The organism is Rufibacter sp. DG15C (genome assembly GCF_001577755.1).
In the GTDB taxonomy this organism is placed as follows: Bacteria; Bacteroidota; Bacteroidia; order Cytophagales; family Hymenobacteraceae; genus Nibribacter.
The window spans coordinates 2,926,916-2,942,368 of sequence record NZ_CP010776.1 but is presented as its reverse complement, the minus strand read 5'-3'; the positions used below and the strand labels follow the sequence as shown (position 1 = coordinate 2,942,368).

The window sequence follows — 15,453 nt, the reverse complement described above, 5'->3', positions numbered from 1 at the left end:
AAGCATTTTGACATTCAAAAACTTGCAAAACAATTTTACTTGCATATTGCATTCTAACGAAGCAATAACTACAATCTTAATATCCTGCGGCATCAAAAAGTAAGCGGTTAGAACATTTTTCTCGGCAAAGGTTTAAATTGACCTTTATTTAAATTCAAAAAATGACTTCTTCTATCTTTTCTAAAACAGCTTTCGGGCTATTGTTATTCTTTTACGCTAGCAATTCCAACGCCCAATCCTCTTGGCCCTCCACCTTCCAGCAAATCAATTCTGAAGTGCAAGCCAATTCCAAGGCGTATAGTTCCCTGCAAGAGGCTTCTAAAACCATTGGCCACCGGCTCACGGGATCAGAGAATGGCAAGAAGGCAGAGGACTATGCGTTTCAACTTTTCAAATCCTATGGATTGACGGATGTGCGGTATCAACCATTTGAAGTGGAGAGCTGGAGCAGGGCAACTTTAAAGCTGCAAGTTCGTACAAGCGGCGCGCAATACCAAGAAGTAAAGGCGGTATCCCTTGCGCACTCACCAGTTAAGGCTAATCTCACTGGTCAAATAGTAGATATGGGCAATGGCTTGGAAGCCGACTACAAAGCCAAACCCAACGCGGTGAAAGGCAAGATTGCCTTGGTATACTTAGGCATCTTACCGGGTTCACCTGCCGGCACGGGCAACCTGCACCGATCTGAGAAGACCGCCTTGGCCATTAAAAACGGAGCCAAAGGAATTATCATCATCAACACGGTAGCGGGTGGAACGCTCTTGACGGGCACTGCATCTGTAACCGGTAAGCTCATTCCAATTCCGGCCATTTGCGTGGGCAAGGAAGATGGCTTGACACTGAAAGATCAGTTACAAAAAGGGACAGCGGTGACGGCGAATATCCAGATGACCAACAAGTCCGCTAAAATCAAAGCCAGAAATGTGATTGCCAACTTAAAAGGCAGTGAACTACCCAATGAGAAAATTGTGATTGGTGGGCACCTTGACAGCTGGGATTTGGCCACCGGTGCCATTGACAACGGCATCGGGTCATTTGCGGTAATAGACATGGCGCGCACCTTGCAAGCCTTGAACCTAAAACCTAAGCGCACCATTGAGTTTGTCATGTTTATGGGCGAAGAGCAGGGCTTATTGGGCTCTGAAGCTTACATTGAGCAGGCCACCAAAGACAAGAGCCTGGACAAGATTGCCTTCATGCTCAATTATGACATGACCAATGACCCGAAGGGCTACAGCGCCAGCCAAGAATCTGTGAAGCCGCTGTTCCAATCCATTGGGGCCATTGCCGCCTCTATTGACACCACGTTTAAAAACAGTTTCTCTGCCAGGGCTGGTTTGCACTCAGACCACCAGCCATTCATGTTGCAGGGCATCCCTACGGGCGGTTCCTCGGGCGGAAAGCTGCCCAACAACGCAGGCGACTGCTACCATGCCGACTGTGATTCCTTCTCTTTGGTGAATGAACAGCAATTGAAAAACACCGTCCGCTTCAGTGCCATGTTATTGTACGGTCTGGCAGATGCCACTTCCATTCCAGCCAGAAAGCTGACAGATGCAGAGACGAAAGCATTCTTGATTAAGAACAACCTCAAAGAACCTCTCCAAATAGCTGGTGAATGGCGCTGGGCCGACTAGCCTGTAGTAGCTTGATGAATTTCTTATCCGTTTTTGGCCTGATTTCTAGAAATCAGGCTAAAAACGGATTTCTTTTTATGAGCTAATCTTCCGCTAATCTATTCACTTCTAATCCTTATAGTCCGCCTCTATTGCCTATCAATAGTATTGATTGTCCAGCCTTTCATGTTTTGCGTATGTTGCAGCATAATCATAATAGATGGACGCAATGGAATTCAGCTCTATTAACCCAGAACACTTACTCTTTGACGCCGCCCGCAAAGGAGACGTGGCGCTAATAAAAGAACTTCTAGCCGAAGGCGTGAACGTAGACGTGCGGGATGGGCGTGGCTTCACCCCCATGATTCTGGCCAGCTATTAAGGACATTTAGAAGCCACCAAAGTTTTACTGGATGCCGGAGCAGACGTGAACATTCAGGACAACAGCGGTAACACGGCCTTGATGGGTCTCTGCTTCAAAGGCCACGCCGAAATAGCGGAATTGCTCATTCAACACGGTGCCGACCTTAACCTACAGAATGGGAGCGGCGGCACGGCCCTCATGTTCGCGACCATGTTCGGACGCCATGAATTGGTAAAGATTGTAGCCAAGCATGGCGCCGACCAGAACCTGAGAGACAGCCGTGGCTTGACAGCCACTGAGATGGCCCATAAAATAGGCAACGAAGAAGCCTTGAAAGTCCTAGACGCCTAATACTCATACCTAAGCAGAGCCAGTTCTATTTAGTGTCTAAACGCAGGGACTGTTTTTGGCCTATTTCCACGAAAACAAGCTAAAAATGAATTAATTGACTTGTTTTTCAACGAATTCATAGCCCTATTACTATTTTTATCAAACCAGATATCGAAAGGTATCTGGTTTATTTTTTTGCCCTTCGTGTGGAATTTGAGTCATGGCTGCATCTACCCTTAAAGCGCAATACTTATTTCAGAAAGCTATTGCGGGAGTTCAACTGAAATCCGTTACCTTTTTTGAAGCATTGACCCACCGGCCCTATGTTTTTAAAACTCTTCTCACGCCAAAAAGACCCTACTGACCTGGAGCTGGTGCACCAGTTCAGGAAGACCAGTGACGCGGCGTGCGTGGGTGAGTTGTTTGAGCGGCACACCGAGATGGTGTATCTGGTGTGCCTTAAGTATTTGAAGGACGAGGAGGAAAGCAAAGACGCCACTATGCAGATTTTTGAGACGCTCTTTACCGCGTTGCAAAAGCATGATGTAAGTGTCTTCAAAAACTGGCTGCACACCTTGGCCAAAAACCACTGCTTGATGCTACTCAGGTCAAACAAAAAGAAAAAATTCAGTTCCTTTGATGACCAAACCAACGCCACCCTGGAAAAGTCTGGTGCGCATTCTTTCACAGACCAACCTGAGCCCGACCTGGATGTGCAGGCCTTGGCGCAGGGTCTCAGAGAACTGAACGAGGAGCAGCGCCAGTGCGTGGAGTTGTTTTATTTGCAAAAGAAAAGCTACAAAGAGATTGCAGACTTGACCGGATACGAGGTGGCCAAAGTGAAAAGCCACATTCAGAACGGAAAGCGGAACCTGCGCATTTACCTGGAGAAAAACTATGAACAGTAACCACCACTTAGGGCAGGATTGGGGACCCGAGGGCCATCCTTCACTGGAGGTGCTAAGAGGGTACCAGTCAGAGCGCCTGTCACCGGAGCAGAACCACCAGGTGGAGCGCCACCTGGTGTCCTGTGAGCTGTGCTCAGACCTAGTGGAGGGCATGGACATGGCGCAGGCAGCCAAAGTGTACAAGGCTGTGAAGGAGACGCGCGGTCGCGTACAACACTACCTGGCCAAGAAAAAGCGCAAGCCCAGGTTCTTTGTCTGGTCTGCTTGGCAGACGGCGGCCATTCTGCTCATCCTGTTTTTCTGCCTGGTGTTGATGGTGTACCATTTCTATTTCGCACCATCCGCGCCTGGCAAACAAAACCCACCGCCAAAACCATCAACTACTGCGATGCATCTGGGTTCTCCAGCTTCAGAAGTTCTTCCAGAAGCGCAAGCGTAACCGGGCCGGGCGTACCGTCGCCAATGATGCGGCCGTCTATCTTCACCACAGGCATGACCCGCTTGGTAGTGCTGGTGAGAAACGCCTCCTTGGCCTGGCCAATGTCCTGCAAGGTGACAATGCCTTCCTCGGCTTTGAACAGCCGGCCGGCAATCTCTAGCACGTTCTTCCGGGTAATGCCTTTCAAGACATCCTGCGCGGCTGTCACTACGGTATTGTCCTGCCGAACGATGAAAAAATTCGCCCTAGGGAATTCGGATACAACCTCGCCGTTGTGGTACAGCACATCATCCGCGCCTTGGGCTTTCACCTGACTCAACAGCTTGATGCCCACGGAGTAATTGATGGTCTTGGCCGCCGGAATGTCCCGCACATAGTCATGGGTGATTATAGAAAAACCTGTCTGAATCTGCTCTTGGGTAGGCATGGTCACAGGCTGCTGAAGGATGAGCAGGTTGGGAGACACCGGTTGATAGCCGTCCGGGGAATAGCCCCCCGTCAGAATCATCTTGATACCCGAGAGCGGCAGGTTGTTCTTATCAATCAAGGTGAAGATTACCTCTTGCAACGCCGCCCGCTCCAGGGGAATCTCCAGCTCCATCAATTGGGCGGACTGGAAGAACCGGTCCAGGTAATCTTCCATGAAAAGCGGTTGCCCCTGCTCTACTTTCAAAAAATCAAACACGCCGTAGCCCCGCTGAATGGACAGGTCACTCACATGCAAAAACGCTTGCTCATACGGCAGAATCTCGCCGCGCACATAGGCGTACAAAGTTGGGTTATCGGGCATGGTATTTCTTGAGTAGGTCTAAGGTTTTGTCTAAGGGCAGGGCTTGGATGGTATGTTGGTCTTTGCCTTGCATGGTTTCAGCTTTGAACAGCGAATTGATGATGGCTTCCTCAGTGGCTTCAATGGTAGCCAGGAACAAGGCACTCATGTCGTCATTCCGAAGATACGTGACGGTTTGGGTAGCCTCTTTGGAGGTGAACGGCACCCGCACCCCAGCGTGGGTGGAAAAAGCAATGACGTAATCCCCGCTTCCGTTGGAGGCAATGCCGCCGGTTTTGGCCAGACCCAGCATGGCCCGCTGCGCCATGCGCTCCAGGTTGCGGGCGTCCACGGGCGCGTTGGTGGCCACCACCATCATGCAGGAACCATCTGCCTTCTCCAGAATCTGCTTACTGAAAGAAAACTGCTTGAGTTCCTCTCCTACCGGCACGCCGTCTATCTGCAACACGCCGCCAAAGTTACTCTGCACCAGCACGCCCACCGTATAGCCGCCTAGGGCTTGTGGCAGTTGTCGGCTGGAGGTGCCAATGCCGCCCTTAAACCCGAAGCACACCGTCCCCGTCCCCGCGCCCACGTTGCCTTCTGCCACCGGCCCTCCCTTGGCTTGTTGAATGGCCTCCAGCACCTGCGCCTGCGTCACATGCCGTCCGCGTATGTCATTCAGATACCCGTCATTCGTTTCCCCTACCACTGCATTCACCGACTGCACCGTTTCATTGCCCGGCTGTTGTAACGTGTAGTCTACTACCGCATTCATCGCCGTGCCCACGCCCAGGGTATTTGTTAGAATAATTGGCGATTCTAAGTTGCCTAGTTCCCGTATCTGCGTCACGCCTGCCAGCTTGCCAAAGCCGTTGCCCACAAACACCGCCGAGGGCACTTTCTCCTGGAACAGGTTGCCGCCATGCGGAAGAATAGCCGTCACGCCAGTCCGTACCTGAGCGCCTTGTACAAAGGTCACATGCCCCACTTTCACGCCTGGCACATCAGTAATGGCGTTGAGCTGACCGGTGGGCAATACCCCAATCTTCACGCCGTATTCTCTGGCGCGCTTGCGCTGCTGGGCCTGCGCCCAAGGCAGAAGACAAAGCAGCAATACAAGAGTTAAAAGATGTTTCATGAACAGGTGGTTTGGCTAGGAGTAAATGTAAACCTTAGCCGGTAGATTTCTACTAAAACCTACCTAGAAGGATGAGAATTGACCATGCCGCATCCCACCTTGTTTTTGGCCTCATTTCCAGAAAACAGGTCAAAAACGCTGGTTGACTTAACGGGCGCCCTTCCTATTGAATGGAAAAGCCCGCCTTCTCAACTCCGCAATAAAATCAGAAAAGGCTGTTTTGATTTCAGCTTCCGCGGAGTATCTTTCAAGACCAAACCAACCAACATGAAACGCAGAAACTTCCTGAAAGCCGGCTCTCTGGCGGGCATCACCTTCTCTATGCTGGGCGTAGGCGCCTGCACCCAAACCAAAGACAAAACCACCGCTACTACAGACAAAGACGGCAACTCCCCCTCAGATGAGTTTGAGTTGAGCGAGGCCACCGTCCAGCAGCTGCAGGACCGAATGAAAAGCGGCGACCTGACCTCCAAGAGAATCACCCAACTGTACCTGGACCGCATTGAGGCCATCGACAAAAACGGCCCAAAACTCAATTCTGTCATCGAAATAAATCCAGACGCGCTGCAGATTGCCGAGGCCATGGACCAGGAGCGCAAAAACGGCAAAGTACGCGGCCCGCTGCACGGCATTCCGGTGCTCATCAAAGACAACATTGACACCCGTGACAAGATGTCCACGAGCGCGGGGGCCTTGGCATTGGCGGAGAACAAAGCCAGAAAAGACGCCTTTGTGGCCGCCAAACTCCGTGAGGCGGGCGCCGTCATCCTGGGCAAAACCAACCTGAGCGAGTGGGCCAACTTCAGGTCTACGCGGTCTACCAGCGGCTGGAGCAGCCGCGGCGGACAGACCAAGAACCCGTATGTGTTGGACCGTTCTCCATGCGGCTCCAGTTCAGGCTCAGGGACGGCCGTGGCGGCCAACCTGTGCGCCGTGGCCGTGGGCACCGAGACCGATGGCTCCGTGGTGTGCCCGGCCTCCGTGAACGGCGCCGTGGGCATCAAGCCAACCGTGGGCCTGGTGAGCCGCGCGGGCATCATCCCCATCTCTGCCAGCCAGGACACCGCCGGCCCCATTGCCAGAACCGTGGCGGACGCGGCTATTCTGCTGGGCGCTTTGACCGGACAAGACTCCAATGACCCTGTCACGCAAGAAGGTGCCGGCAAAGCCCTTTCTGACTACACCAAATTCCTGGACGCCAACAGCCTGCAAGGCAAACGGATAGGCATTGAGAAATCCTTCCTGAAGGGACACGAAGGCATTGACGAGCTTTACAAGAAGGCCATTGAGGTGCTCAAAAGCAAAGGCGCCACGGTGGTGGAAGTGGAAATTGCGGCCAAAATTGGAGAACTGGGCGGCGACGAATTCAAGGTCCTCCAATACGAGTTCAAGGACGGCGTGAACAAGTACCTGGCCACAGCCAATGCCAAGGTCAAGTCATTGAAAGACGTCATTGAGTTCAACAAGCAGAATGCCGCCAAGGCCATGCCCTACTTTAAGCAGGAGATTCTGGAAGAGTCAGAAAAGCTAGGCGACTTGAAAAGCAAGGAGTACGTGAAGGTGCACGACAAGAACCTGAAAACCTCGCGCGCACTCATCAACAAAATCATGGATGACAACACGCTGGACGCCATCTCGGGCCCTACCTATGGTCCGTCCTGGTGCATTGACGTAGTGAACGGTGATGCCTTCTCGGGGTATGGTTTGTCCACACCGGCGGCCATCTCGGGCTACCCGCACATCACGGTGCCCATGGGACTGGTGCATCATCTGCCCATCGGGTTTTCCTTCTTCGGGAAGCCCTACACTGAGGGTCCGTTGATTGCCTTGGCCTACGCGTTTGAGCAGGCCACCAAGGCGCGTCAGAAACCCACGTTCCTGCACTCCACCAACCCAGCCTAAGCCTTTCGTTTTTGGCCTGAATTCCAGAAAACTGGCCGAAAACGGCCAACCAGTAAAACAGAAAGGCCGATGCTTATGTAGCATCGGCCTTTCTGTTTTATGCCTCAGGAGAGGATTTATCTTCTGAGTCTGGTTTGTTCTTTTTCACCTTGGTTTTCTTCTTCATGCTTTTGTGCTTGATCATCTTGGCGTCCACGTAAAAGATGACCTCTTCGGCTATATTAGTGACTTGGTCGCCCATGCGCTCCAGTTTCTGGAGAACACTGGACATTTTTAGGCTGTGGTCAATCTGGTCTGGGTATTGCTGGATGTACCTTACCAGCACCTTATCCTTCTTTCCGTTGATGGTATTTAGCAGTTTGTCGCGCTTGATGAGGTCACGGGCCAGGTCGGTGTCCTGGTCATCATAGGCCTTAAAGGCGTCCTGCAGCATGGACTGCGCGGCATCGTACATTTCTAGTAGGCGGGTGGCCTCCAGGAGCTCTGGTGAGAAGGTGCCTTCCACTTCGCGCACCTGCTGAGCAATGCCCTCGGCGGCGTCTCCAATGCGTTCCAAGTTGGCGTTAATCTTCAAGGTGGCCAAGACCCATCGCAAGTCTACCGCCACCGGGTTGTAGAGGGCGAAGAAGTCCTCGCACATGCGGTCAATCTTGGAGTCAAAGTTGTTCACCTTCTTGTCCCGCTTCACTACTTTACGCGCCAGGTCATGGTCAGCGGTCACCAGCGCTTGTCGGGCAGAAGATACCTGTTCTGTTACCAACTCCCACATAGCGTTCACCTTGGCTTTGATGAGCTGTAACTCTTTGTCTAATTGATTCATTCCTGGAGACACGTGTAGCTAGATTTGAAGGTAGGAAATCTTTCTTTATCAAGGAAACTTGTTCTGCTTTGCAAGACCAAATCATCAACCAAAACGGCCGGTGATGTAGTTCTGGGTACGCTCGTCTTTGGGGCTGGTGAAAATGGTCTTGGTCTTGCCGTATTCAATCAGTTCGCCCAGGTAGAAGAAAGCCGTGCTGTCACTCACGCGGCCCGCCTGTTGCATGTTGTGGGTTACAATCACAATGGTGTAATCCTTCTTGAGTTCATAGATCAGCTCCTCAATCTTGGCCGTGGAGATAGGATCCAGCGCCGAGGCCGGCTCATCCATCAACACCACTGACGGTTCAATGGCCAGCGTGCGGGCAATGCACAACCGTTGCTGCTGTCCCCCAGATAATTCAAAGGCCGACTTCTTGAGTTTGTCTTTGACCTCTTCCCAAAGGGCGGCTTGCTTCAGAGACTTTTCCACGCGCTCCTCAATGAAGGCTTTGTCCTTGATGCCGTCCACCCGAAGTCCGTAGGCCACATTCTCAAAGATGGATTTAGGGAATGGGTTGGGTTTCTGGAAGACCATGCCCACGTGCTTGCGCAAGTCGTCCACCCGGATGTTCTTCGCGTAAATGTCCACCTCGTCAATCAGGATTTCGCCGGTAATTTTGACGTTGTCTATGAGGTCGTTCATGCGGTTAAAGCACCGCAGGTACGTAGACTTTCCGCAACCAGAGGGTCCAATAAAAGCCGTCACCTGGTTCTTCTTCATGGCCATGGTAATGCCTTTGAGGGCATGAAAATCGCCGTAGTGCAGGTGAACGTCTTTGGTTTCTATGCTATTCATATCTTTTGTGAAAGAGGCAGTTCAATTGTTCGTTTTCGGGCTGATTTCTGGGAAATAGGCTAAAAACGGAGCTTAGTTCATTTTCACTTTCTTACCGTAGTATTTGCGCAGCCAGTTGGCCAGCAGGTTCACCAGTAAGACAATCACCACCAAGACGAAGGCGGTCCCATAGGCCATGGAGCGCGAAGCCTCAATGTCTGTGCCGCTGGTAGAGATCACGTACAAATGGTACGGCAAGGCCATGACCTGGTCAAAAATGCTGGTAGGTAACTTGGGCAGGAAGTACGCAGCCACCGTGAAGAGAATGGGCGCCGTCTCGCCAGAAACCCGGCCTATGGACAGGATTAAACCGGTGATGATGTTGGGGAACGCAATGGGCAACACCACTTTGCTGGTGGTTTGCCACTTGGAGGCACCCAGCGCCAGACTGCCAATCCTGAACGAATCATCAATCGCTTTCAGGGCTTCCTCCGTAGTTCTGATGACCACCGGCAAGGCCAGCAGTCCCAAGGTCAAAGAACCCGCCAATAGCGAATCGCCAAAGCCCAATTTGTTCACAAACAAGGCCATCCCAAACAGACCGAACACGATGGACGGAACGCCCGCCAGGTTGTTGGTCATGAGCTTGATAAAGCGCTTCAGCCAACCATCTTTAGCGTATTCGTTGATGTAAATACCAGACATAATACCCACCGGAAATGCGAACAGCATGCTGCCTAACACCAGGCACAGCGTACCTACAATAGCCGGGAAGATACCACCCTGCGTCATGCCTTCGCGCGGCATATCGGTTAAAAACTCCCAACTGATGGCCGAGATGCCGTTGAAGATGATGAAGCCCAGGATAACGACCAGAATGGCCACCACCAGAAAGCTCAGCACCTTGAACACGCCAAAGGCCAACGTCTGTTTTAGACGTTTGCCCTCTCCCTTCTTGGTTCCGTCTTGAAATCCCATGACTAATCAGCTTTATTGTTGGATTCAAGACACAAGACATAAGACGCAAGATTTCTCTTCTCTAAAAATTCGGAGTCTTCTGGTTTTACCATGCTGTCTTGTGTCTTAAATCTTACGTCTTGTGTTTAAAAAATTACTTCGCTTCTCGTTTGGCAGACACGTAATCTACGGTCAGGTTAATCACCAGCGTCATCAAGAAGAGGATACAGCCCAGTGCGAAGAGTGCCTGGTAATGGATGCCTCCCTGCGGGGCCTCGCCTAGTTCTGCGGCAATGGTGGCAGGAATGGTGCGCACCGGCTCCAGGAATGTACTTGGTATCACAGAAGCATTCCCCGTAACCATGAGCACGGCCATGGTCTCGCCAATGGCGCGGCCTATGCCCAGAATAGCCGCCGTGGAAATACCGGAGATGGAATACGGGATGATGACCTTGTAAATGGTCTGCCATTTGTTGGCACCTAAGGCCAAGCTCGCTTCTTTCATGGCTCTAGGCGTGGTGCGCATGGCATCCTCAGACACAGAGATGATAGTTGGCAAGGCCATTATGCCCAGAATGATACTACCCGCCAATGCGGTCTCCCCCACTGGCAAGCCAAACACGTTCTGAATCATGGGCACAATCACCACCAAACCAAAGAAACCATACACCACCGACGGAATCCCTGCCAGTAATTCAATGATAGGTTTAAGGATGTTTCTCATGCGTGGACTGGCAATCTCGGCCAGGTAGATGGCGGTGGCCAATCCCAAGGGCAAGGCAATGAGGATGGCGCCCAGGCTCACCCACAGCGTCCCTAGAATAAGTGAGAGCACGCCCATCTGCACGGCCGGGGTAATAGTGGGGTACCATTCCTTGCCCCCCAGAAAATTACCCAGGGTAAAGTTCTTGAGTTTGATCTCATGGCCCTTGAAATCCTTGGCCAGGTACTCATCCGGGAAGTACGCTAGCAGGTTGGGCTCCTTCACCATCAGTTCACTCAAACGTTGCGGCAGGTACTCAAAATCAGCGCCTATCTCCTCTTCAGAATAGTAGTCTGTAATGTCATCTACGCTGAAGATTTTGATGGGCGCGTTCTGGCCGCCCACTTCTTTCCAGTTGGTGATGTTCTGGTCAAAGATCTCCTTTATCTCACTGGCAGAAAGCTCCTTGACCGGGTTCTGGTTGCTGACCGAAATGACGGTGCCTTCGCTCACCGGGGTCTGCGAGAACAGTCCTAGGCCTTCCTTAAAAAGAAAGAATACAATCAAAAGCACCGTTAAACTGGTCACGGTCCCGCTGATGGTCAGGAGTGCTTCAATGACCTTTTCACCCAGGCGGCCGACGTTGCGCTTAACAGGAGGAGTTGCTTTCACGGGAAGTTCTGGTGTTTACTTGTTCAAAGGCACGTAGCCAATCTCCAGGACGGTCTTCTGTCCTTCTGGTGACAGGATGTAGTCTACAAACGGTTTCACTTTGGCCTCAGCGGTGGCATCATAAAAGAAGTACAAGGGACGCGATACCGGATAGGACTTATCTTGCGCGGCAGCCACGCTAGGTTTTACATAGGTCTTGCCCTGGTCATAGGACACGGCCAACGACTTAACTTCTGGGGTTTCATAAGCCAAGCCAATGTAGCCAATGGCGCCTTCGGTCTGGCCTACGCTCTGCACAATAGAACCGGTGGCCGGCATCATCAAAATACCAGAGGCGTAGTTCTTCTTGTCCAACACTTCCTCTTTGAAGAACTCGTACGTGCCAGAGCTAGTCTCCCTTGAGTAAGCTACAATCTTAGCATCGGCACCGCCCACTTCTTTCCAGTTGGTGATTTTACCGGTAAAGATTCCTTCCAGCTGCTCACGGGTCAATTGGCTCACCTTGTTTTTAGGGTTGACAATAACAGAAAGGGCGTCATAGGCAATCAGGGCTTCTTTCACGTCCTTCTTGGCTCCTTTCAACTGCAGTTTTTCTTGGGTCTTCAAGTCTCTGGAGGCCATGGCAATGTCTGTGGTGCCTTCCATGAGGGCAGAAATACCCACCCCCGTGCCGCCGCCTACAATGGTAAGCGAAGTGCCTTTGTTTTTGGCCATGTAGCGCTCTGCCTGCTGTTGGGCCAACGGTAATACCGTGTCAGAGCCTTTGATGGTGATGGCGGCCGTAGAGGTGCCTGCGCCTTTGTCGGCCTCGATGTTTTCTGCCTTCTGGTCGCCGTCTTTGCCGCAGGAAACTAATAGCGTAGCCGCCAAGAATAGGCTGGCCGTTTTAGTGCTGAATAATTGAGTGATGGTTTTCATAGTCGTCTATTTCTTTGAGATTTAGCTTAGAAGTTAAATTGAGCCTGTAACCGAAGAAGGTTACCATGCTGACGGTTGTTCAGTTTTGCGCCGTCTTTGGTGGTTCTGTCTGAGATGGTGTACTGGGTCACTAGCTCAAACTGCGGAAGCGGTTGCCACTCCACCCCAATCTCGGTTTCATAGACCTTGCTGGCGCGGGCGTCTAATTCTGTTTTACGTCCGCCGTCATAATATTGGGCTTTGGCAAACGGAATAATGGTTTGTTTTCCTACCTGTAGCAGATAGGTGGCCTGGGCATAACCACCGTGCAATGATTTTACTTGAATGGAATTGGTTTCTGGGTCGAATTCCGGGCCTTCGCCAACGTTGTATTCCACCTGCAGGCCGAATGGTTTAGGATACAGCACCAAACTGGCGGCTGCGCGCTGGTCTCTGAAATTTCCGCCTGTAATAATAGATGGGTCGCTTAACTGTTCTTCCGTGACGTTGTACAAACCGGTATAGGCCTGAATCCCGGGCTCTATGATTTGACCGTTAGGCAAGGCCAGTGGATAAGACAGGCGGGTTACCACATGTAGGTTGTCGTTGGCCTCTGCCCTGTTCACCGTTTGCCCGTTAAAAACACCTAACGCAAACACGCCATAGTCTCCAGAGCCTTTCAATTTGCTGTTTCCTAGTTCTTTGAATCTGTCCCGGATGTGGGCTGGCGCCCAGTAGAAGAAGGCACCCAAATCGCGCTCATTGGGTATGCCCGTGTTCAAGGCATCGGCGCGGTCCAAGGTTGGGCGGTTCTGGCTGGATTGCATGTTCTCAAAGCCATAAGGAATCTTGCTCTGCCCAATCCTGAACCTATATTCTTTCTGGTCGTCCAGGGCCAAGTCTACATAGGCGTCTCTCAATTGCCCGAAATGCAAGGAACTGCTCCCAGAAGGGGTGGTGGCGAAGTCAGGTTGAATGTAAATAAAGACCCTGTCCGTGAGGTTGCCTGAGAATACCAGGCGTGCGCGCCTAATCAAAAAGCCACCGTTGTCTCCCATGGACTTGTCATAGTCGCTTTTGAGCTTGTCATTGGTCTCCAGGAGACGGTTATAGCGTATCTGCACGTAGCCTCTCAATGAGATTTTATCATACCAGTGGCTTTCCTTTTCTGCTGGTTTAGCTGTCTGGTCTGTGGTGATGAGTTTGGCAGAATCTGCTGATGTGGTTTGAGCCACCACCTCCTGGCGCGTGAACATCATTAGAAAACCAGCACACAAATACACAACAGCGCGCTTTTTACTCTGGAACTTAGTTATGGGTGAGAACATAACAATGGGTTAATAGTCAGAACTAGGTAACAATTCTAGCAATAGTCAATTACCAGAAAGGTATTCTTAGAAGAGCTTGCCCCTTCTTTACTCCAACCTGTTTGGCGTTTCCATACACGGTTGGCGTAGTTGCTTTTTAACACTACAAAGGTATTTTGAACAAATGGCCATTTTGTGACGGTAGTGTTATGTTTATGTTACGCCAATGTTAAGAATAGCGCAACCCTATGTTCAAATCGTTTTGGTCTCTTTTCTGGAAAACAGGCCAAAAACGGCCTTTACCCTAGAAACAACCATTGTCTACGTACCTTTGGGTTTTACCCCATTTCATATGCACACCCTTGAGCAGTTACAATCTGGCGCGTTAACCGGCACTACCCATTTAAAACTAAGCTGCGGGCTCACCCATTTCCCGATGGAGATTCTGCAGTTGGCAGACACCCTGGAAGTGCTGGATTTGTCCGGGAATAGCTTAACCGCCTTGCCCCAGGAGTTCGCGCGGCTGACCAAGCTCAGGATTGTTTTCCTGTCCAATAACCCGTTCACAGAATTACCCGTGGTACTTGGGAGGTGCGGCCACCTGGAGATGATTGGGTTCAAGGCCTGCCAGATAGAAACGGTCCCAGAGAACTCCATTCCTGCCTCCTGCCGTTGGCTCATTCTCACAGACAATAAAATCACCCATCTGCCCGCTTCTATTGGCAACTGCACGCAAATGCAAAAGCTCATGCTGGCCGGCAACCGCCTGCAAGCGTTACCACAAGAATTGGCCAACTGCAAAAACCTGGAGCTGCTTCGCATCTCAGCTAATCAATTGCAACAACTCCCAGACTGGCTTTTCAACTTGCCGAAGTTGGCGTGGCTGGCATTCGCAGGGAATCCGTGCAGCGCATCAAACCTTGCACAGCACAAGGTTCAGACTACAAACTGGAATCATTTAGGAATAGAGGAGCAGTTGGGTGAGGGAGCCTCCGGCATCATCTACAAAGCGAAGGTGAAACCAGAAACCAACCCTATACTGCCCGAAGAAGTGGCCGTGAAAGTCTTCAAAGGAAGTGTCACCAGCGACGGCCTCCCCGAAGATGAAATCAACGCCTCCTTGGTGGCTGGCGCGCACCCCAATCTGGTGGAAACCCTGGCTATTCTCACCGGCCATCCAGAAAAGAAACAGGGACTGGTCATGGGCCTGATTCCGGAAGGATTCAGCAATTTGGGCGGACCACCCAGCTTCTCGACTATCACCAGAGACACCTTTCCGCCAGGCACTACGTTCACCTTGCCACACGTGCTGACCATTGCCCGAGGCATTGCCTCGGTGCTGGTGCATCTGCAAGCCAAAGGAGTTTTACATGGTGATGTCTATGCGCACAACACGCTGGTAAATAAGCATGGCAATCCGCTGTTTGGGGACTTTGGGGCGGCTACGGTTTTTGATAACACCAAGGCACCTTTAGCGGTTAACCTGGAGCGGGTTGAAGTAAGGGCCTTTGGGTGCCTACTGGATGATTTACTGCAACACCTGGCACCTGTGCCAGCGGAAGATTCACAAACTGTAAAAGCGCTGAAATCCTTACGTGACCAGTGCTTGCAAACCGACCTGATTCAACGCCCTTCTTTCCTAGAAATAGAAACTTCGCTAACTGATATATAACGCTCCCTAATCCGTTTTTGGCCAGTTTTCCAGAAAAGAGGCCAAAAACAGATAAGAAACATCTGCCTTTGTAAGAACACCCTATTTTAGGCTACTAATCTTGCAAGTAAACTGTAACTTACTGCCTCATTCCTGAACCA

The 15,453-nt window shown here is 51.3% G+C and carries 15 protein-coding genes; 7 read left to right on the top strand and 8 right to left on the bottom strand.

The genetic code is table 11. The features are described 5' to 3' along the window. Window positions 1-161: 161 nt before the first annotated feature. From TH61_RS12580 to TH61_RS12565, 5 genes are all read left to right on the top strand, one after another. Window positions 162-1,637 (top strand): M20/M25/M40 family metallo-hydrolase, encoded by a 1,476-nt coding sequence (locus tag TH61_RS12580; RefSeq protein ID WP_066509862.1) that lies wholly within the window; start codon window positions 162-164, stop codon window positions 1,635-1,637. A 199-nt stretch (window positions 1,638-1,836) separates the two neighbouring features. After that, the gene (locus tag TH61_RS18500; RefSeq protein WP_369796890.1) at window positions 1,837-1,998 is read left to right on the top strand and encodes an ankyrin repeat domain-containing protein; all 162 of its coding nucleotides are present in this window, start codon (window positions 1,837-1,839) and stop codon (window positions 1,996-1,998) included. Between the two features lie 45 nt (window positions 1,999-2,043). Next, window positions 2,044-2,331 carry an ankyrin repeat domain-containing protein gene (locus tag TH61_RS18495; RefSeq protein WP_369796889.1) on the top strand — a complete coding sequence of 96 codons (288 nt, stop codon included), beginning with the start codon at window positions 2,044-2,046 and terminating at the stop codon, window positions 2,329-2,331. 302 nt (window positions 2,332-2,633) lie between these two features. Beyond that, a complete protein-coding gene (locus tag TH61_RS12570; protein ID WP_066509856.1) occupies window positions 2,634-3,218 on the top strand; it encodes an RNA polymerase sigma factor in 585 nt (194 codons plus the stop codon). Then, window positions 3,208-3,657 carry a hypothetical protein gene (locus TH61_RS12565; protein ID WP_066509854.1) on the top strand — a complete coding sequence of 150 codons (450 nt, stop codon included), beginning with the start codon at window positions 3,208-3,210 and terminating at the stop codon, window positions 3,655-3,657. Before TH61_RS12570 ends, TH61_RS12565 begins: the two co-directional genes overlap by 11 nt. On the opposite strand, the gene TH61_RS12560 is transcribed toward TH61_RS12565, so the two are convergent. Both TH61_RS12560 and TH61_RS12555 read right to left on the bottom strand, forming a co-directional pair. After that, on the bottom strand, window positions 3,599-4,447 hold the full coding sequence (locus tag TH61_RS12560; protein ID WP_066509851.1) for an aminotransferase class IV: 849 nt from the start codon (window positions 4,445-4,447) through the stop codon (window positions 3,599-3,601). The two genes, TH61_RS12565 and TH61_RS12560, sit on opposite strands and share 59 nt — an antisense overlap. Then, on the bottom strand, window positions 4,437-5,567 hold the full coding sequence (locus tag TH61_RS12555; RefSeq protein ID WP_066509841.1) for a P1 family peptidase: 1,131 nt from the start codon (window positions 5,565-5,567) through the stop codon (window positions 4,437-4,439). The genes TH61_RS12560 and TH61_RS12555 overlap by 11 nt, the downstream gene beginning before the upstream one ends. 267 nt (window positions 5,568-5,834) lie before the next feature. On the opposite strand from TH61_RS12555, the gene TH61_RS12550 reads away from it, so the two are divergent. Next, window positions 5,835-7,469 carry an amidase gene (locus TH61_RS12550; protein WP_066512836.1) on the top strand — a complete coding sequence of 545 codons (1,635 nt, stop codon included), beginning with the start codon at window positions 5,835-5,837 and terminating at the stop codon, window positions 7,467-7,469. Between the two features lie 97 nt (window positions 7,470-7,566). Here the strand turns inward: TH61_RS12550 and phoU are convergent, their stop codons facing one another. From phoU to TH61_RS12520, 6 genes are all read right to left on the bottom strand, one after another. Continuing rightward, entirely contained in the window at window positions 7,567-8,289 is a 723-nt protein-coding gene (phoU, locus tag TH61_RS12545; protein ID WP_066509838.1) for a phosphate signaling complex protein PhoU, read from the bottom strand. Between the two features lie 84 nt (window positions 8,290-8,373). Next, window positions 8,374-9,126, bottom strand: coding sequence for a phosphate ABC transporter ATP-binding protein PstB (gene pstB / locus TH61_RS12540; protein WP_066509837.1), 753 nt, complete (start codon window positions 9,124-9,126; stop codon window positions 8,374-8,376). A gap of 72 nt (window positions 9,127-9,198) precedes the next feature. Then, on the bottom strand, window positions 9,199-10,083 hold the full coding sequence (pstA, locus tag TH61_RS12535) for a phosphate ABC transporter permease PstA (RefSeq protein WP_066509835.1): 885 nt from the start codon (window positions 10,081-10,083) through the stop codon (window positions 9,199-9,201). A gap of 133 nt (window positions 10,084-10,216) precedes the next feature. Continuing rightward, window positions 10,217-11,437, bottom strand: a complete 1,221-nt coding sequence (gene pstC, locus TH61_RS12530; RefSeq protein ID WP_066509832.1) for a phosphate ABC transporter permease subunit PstC — start codon at window positions 11,435-11,437, stop codon at window positions 10,217-10,219. 15 nt (window positions 11,438-11,452) lie between these two features. After that, window positions 11,453-12,355: a PstS family phosphate ABC transporter substrate-binding protein gene (locus tag TH61_RS12525; RefSeq protein WP_071887843.1), complete on the bottom strand. Its 903-nt coding sequence runs from the start codon at window positions 12,353-12,355 to the stop codon at window positions 11,453-11,455. Between the two features lie 26 nt (window positions 12,356-12,381). Continuing rightward, window positions 12,382-13,662: a porin gene (locus TH61_RS12520; protein WP_066509828.1), complete on the bottom strand. Its 1,281-nt coding sequence runs from the start codon at window positions 13,660-13,662 to the stop codon at window positions 12,382-12,384. A gap of 331 nt (window positions 13,663-13,993) precedes the next feature. Here TH61_RS12520 and TH61_RS12515 point away from each other — a divergent pair, with 331 nt between their 5' ends. Then, window positions 13,994-15,313 carry a leucine-rich repeat-containing protein kinase family protein gene (locus TH61_RS12515; protein ID WP_066512830.1) on the top strand — a complete coding sequence of 440 codons (1,320 nt, stop codon included), beginning with the start codon at window positions 13,994-13,996 and terminating at the stop codon, window positions 15,311-15,313. The last annotated feature ends 140 nt before the right edge of the window (window positions 15,314-15,453 follow it).

Excerpts from the sequence above, each read along its gene's own strand:
- phoU (WP_066509838.1), bottom strand. The coding sequence starts at position 8,289 with ATGAATCAATTAGACAAAGAGTTACAGCTCATCAAAGCCAAGGTGAAC.
- pstA (WP_066509835.1), bottom strand. The coding sequence starts at position 10,083 with ATGGGATTTCAAGACGGAACCAAGAAGGGAGAGGGCAAACGTCTAAAA.
- TH61_RS18500 (WP_369796890.1), top strand. The coding sequence starts at position 1,837 with ATGGACGCAATGGAATTCAGCTCTATTAACCCAGAACACTTACTCTTT.
- TH61_RS12520 (WP_066509828.1), bottom strand. The coding sequence starts at position 13,662 with ATGTTCTCACCCATAACTAAGTTCCAGAGTAAAAAGCGCGCTGTTGTG.
- TH61_RS12565 (WP_066509854.1), top strand. The coding sequence starts at position 3,208 with ATGAACAGTAACCACCACTTAGGGCAGGATTGGGGACCCGAGGGCCAT.
- TH61_RS12555 (WP_066509841.1), bottom strand. The coding sequence starts at position 5,567 with ATGAAACATCTTTTAACTCTTGTATTGCTGCTTTGTCTTCTGCCTTGG.
- TH61_RS12570 (WP_066509856.1), top strand. The coding sequence starts at position 2,634 with ATGTTTTTAAAACTCTTCTCACGCCAAAAAGACCCTACTGACCTGGAG.
- TH61_RS12580 (WP_066509862.1), top strand. The coding sequence starts at position 162 with ATGACTTCTTCTATCTTTTCTAAAACAGCTTTCGGGCTATTGTTATTC.
- TH61_RS12550 (WP_066512836.1), top strand. The coding sequence starts at position 5,835 with ATGAAACGCAGAAACTTCCTGAAAGCCGGCTCTCTGGCGGGCATCACC.
- TH61_RS12560 (WP_066509851.1), bottom strand. The coding sequence starts at position 4,447 with ATGCCCGATAACCCAACTTTGTACGCCTATGTGCGCGGCGAGATTCTG.
- TH61_RS12515 (WP_066512830.1), top strand. The coding sequence starts at position 13,994 with ATGCACACCCTTGAGCAGTTACAATCTGGCGCGTTAACCGGCACTACC.
- TH61_RS12525 (WP_071887843.1), bottom strand. The coding sequence starts at position 12,355 with ATGAAAACCATCACTCAATTATTCAGCACTAAAACGGCCAGCCTATTC.
- pstB (WP_066509837.1), bottom strand. The coding sequence starts at position 9,126 with ATGAATAGCATAGAAACCAAAGACGTTCACCTGCACTACGGCGATTTT.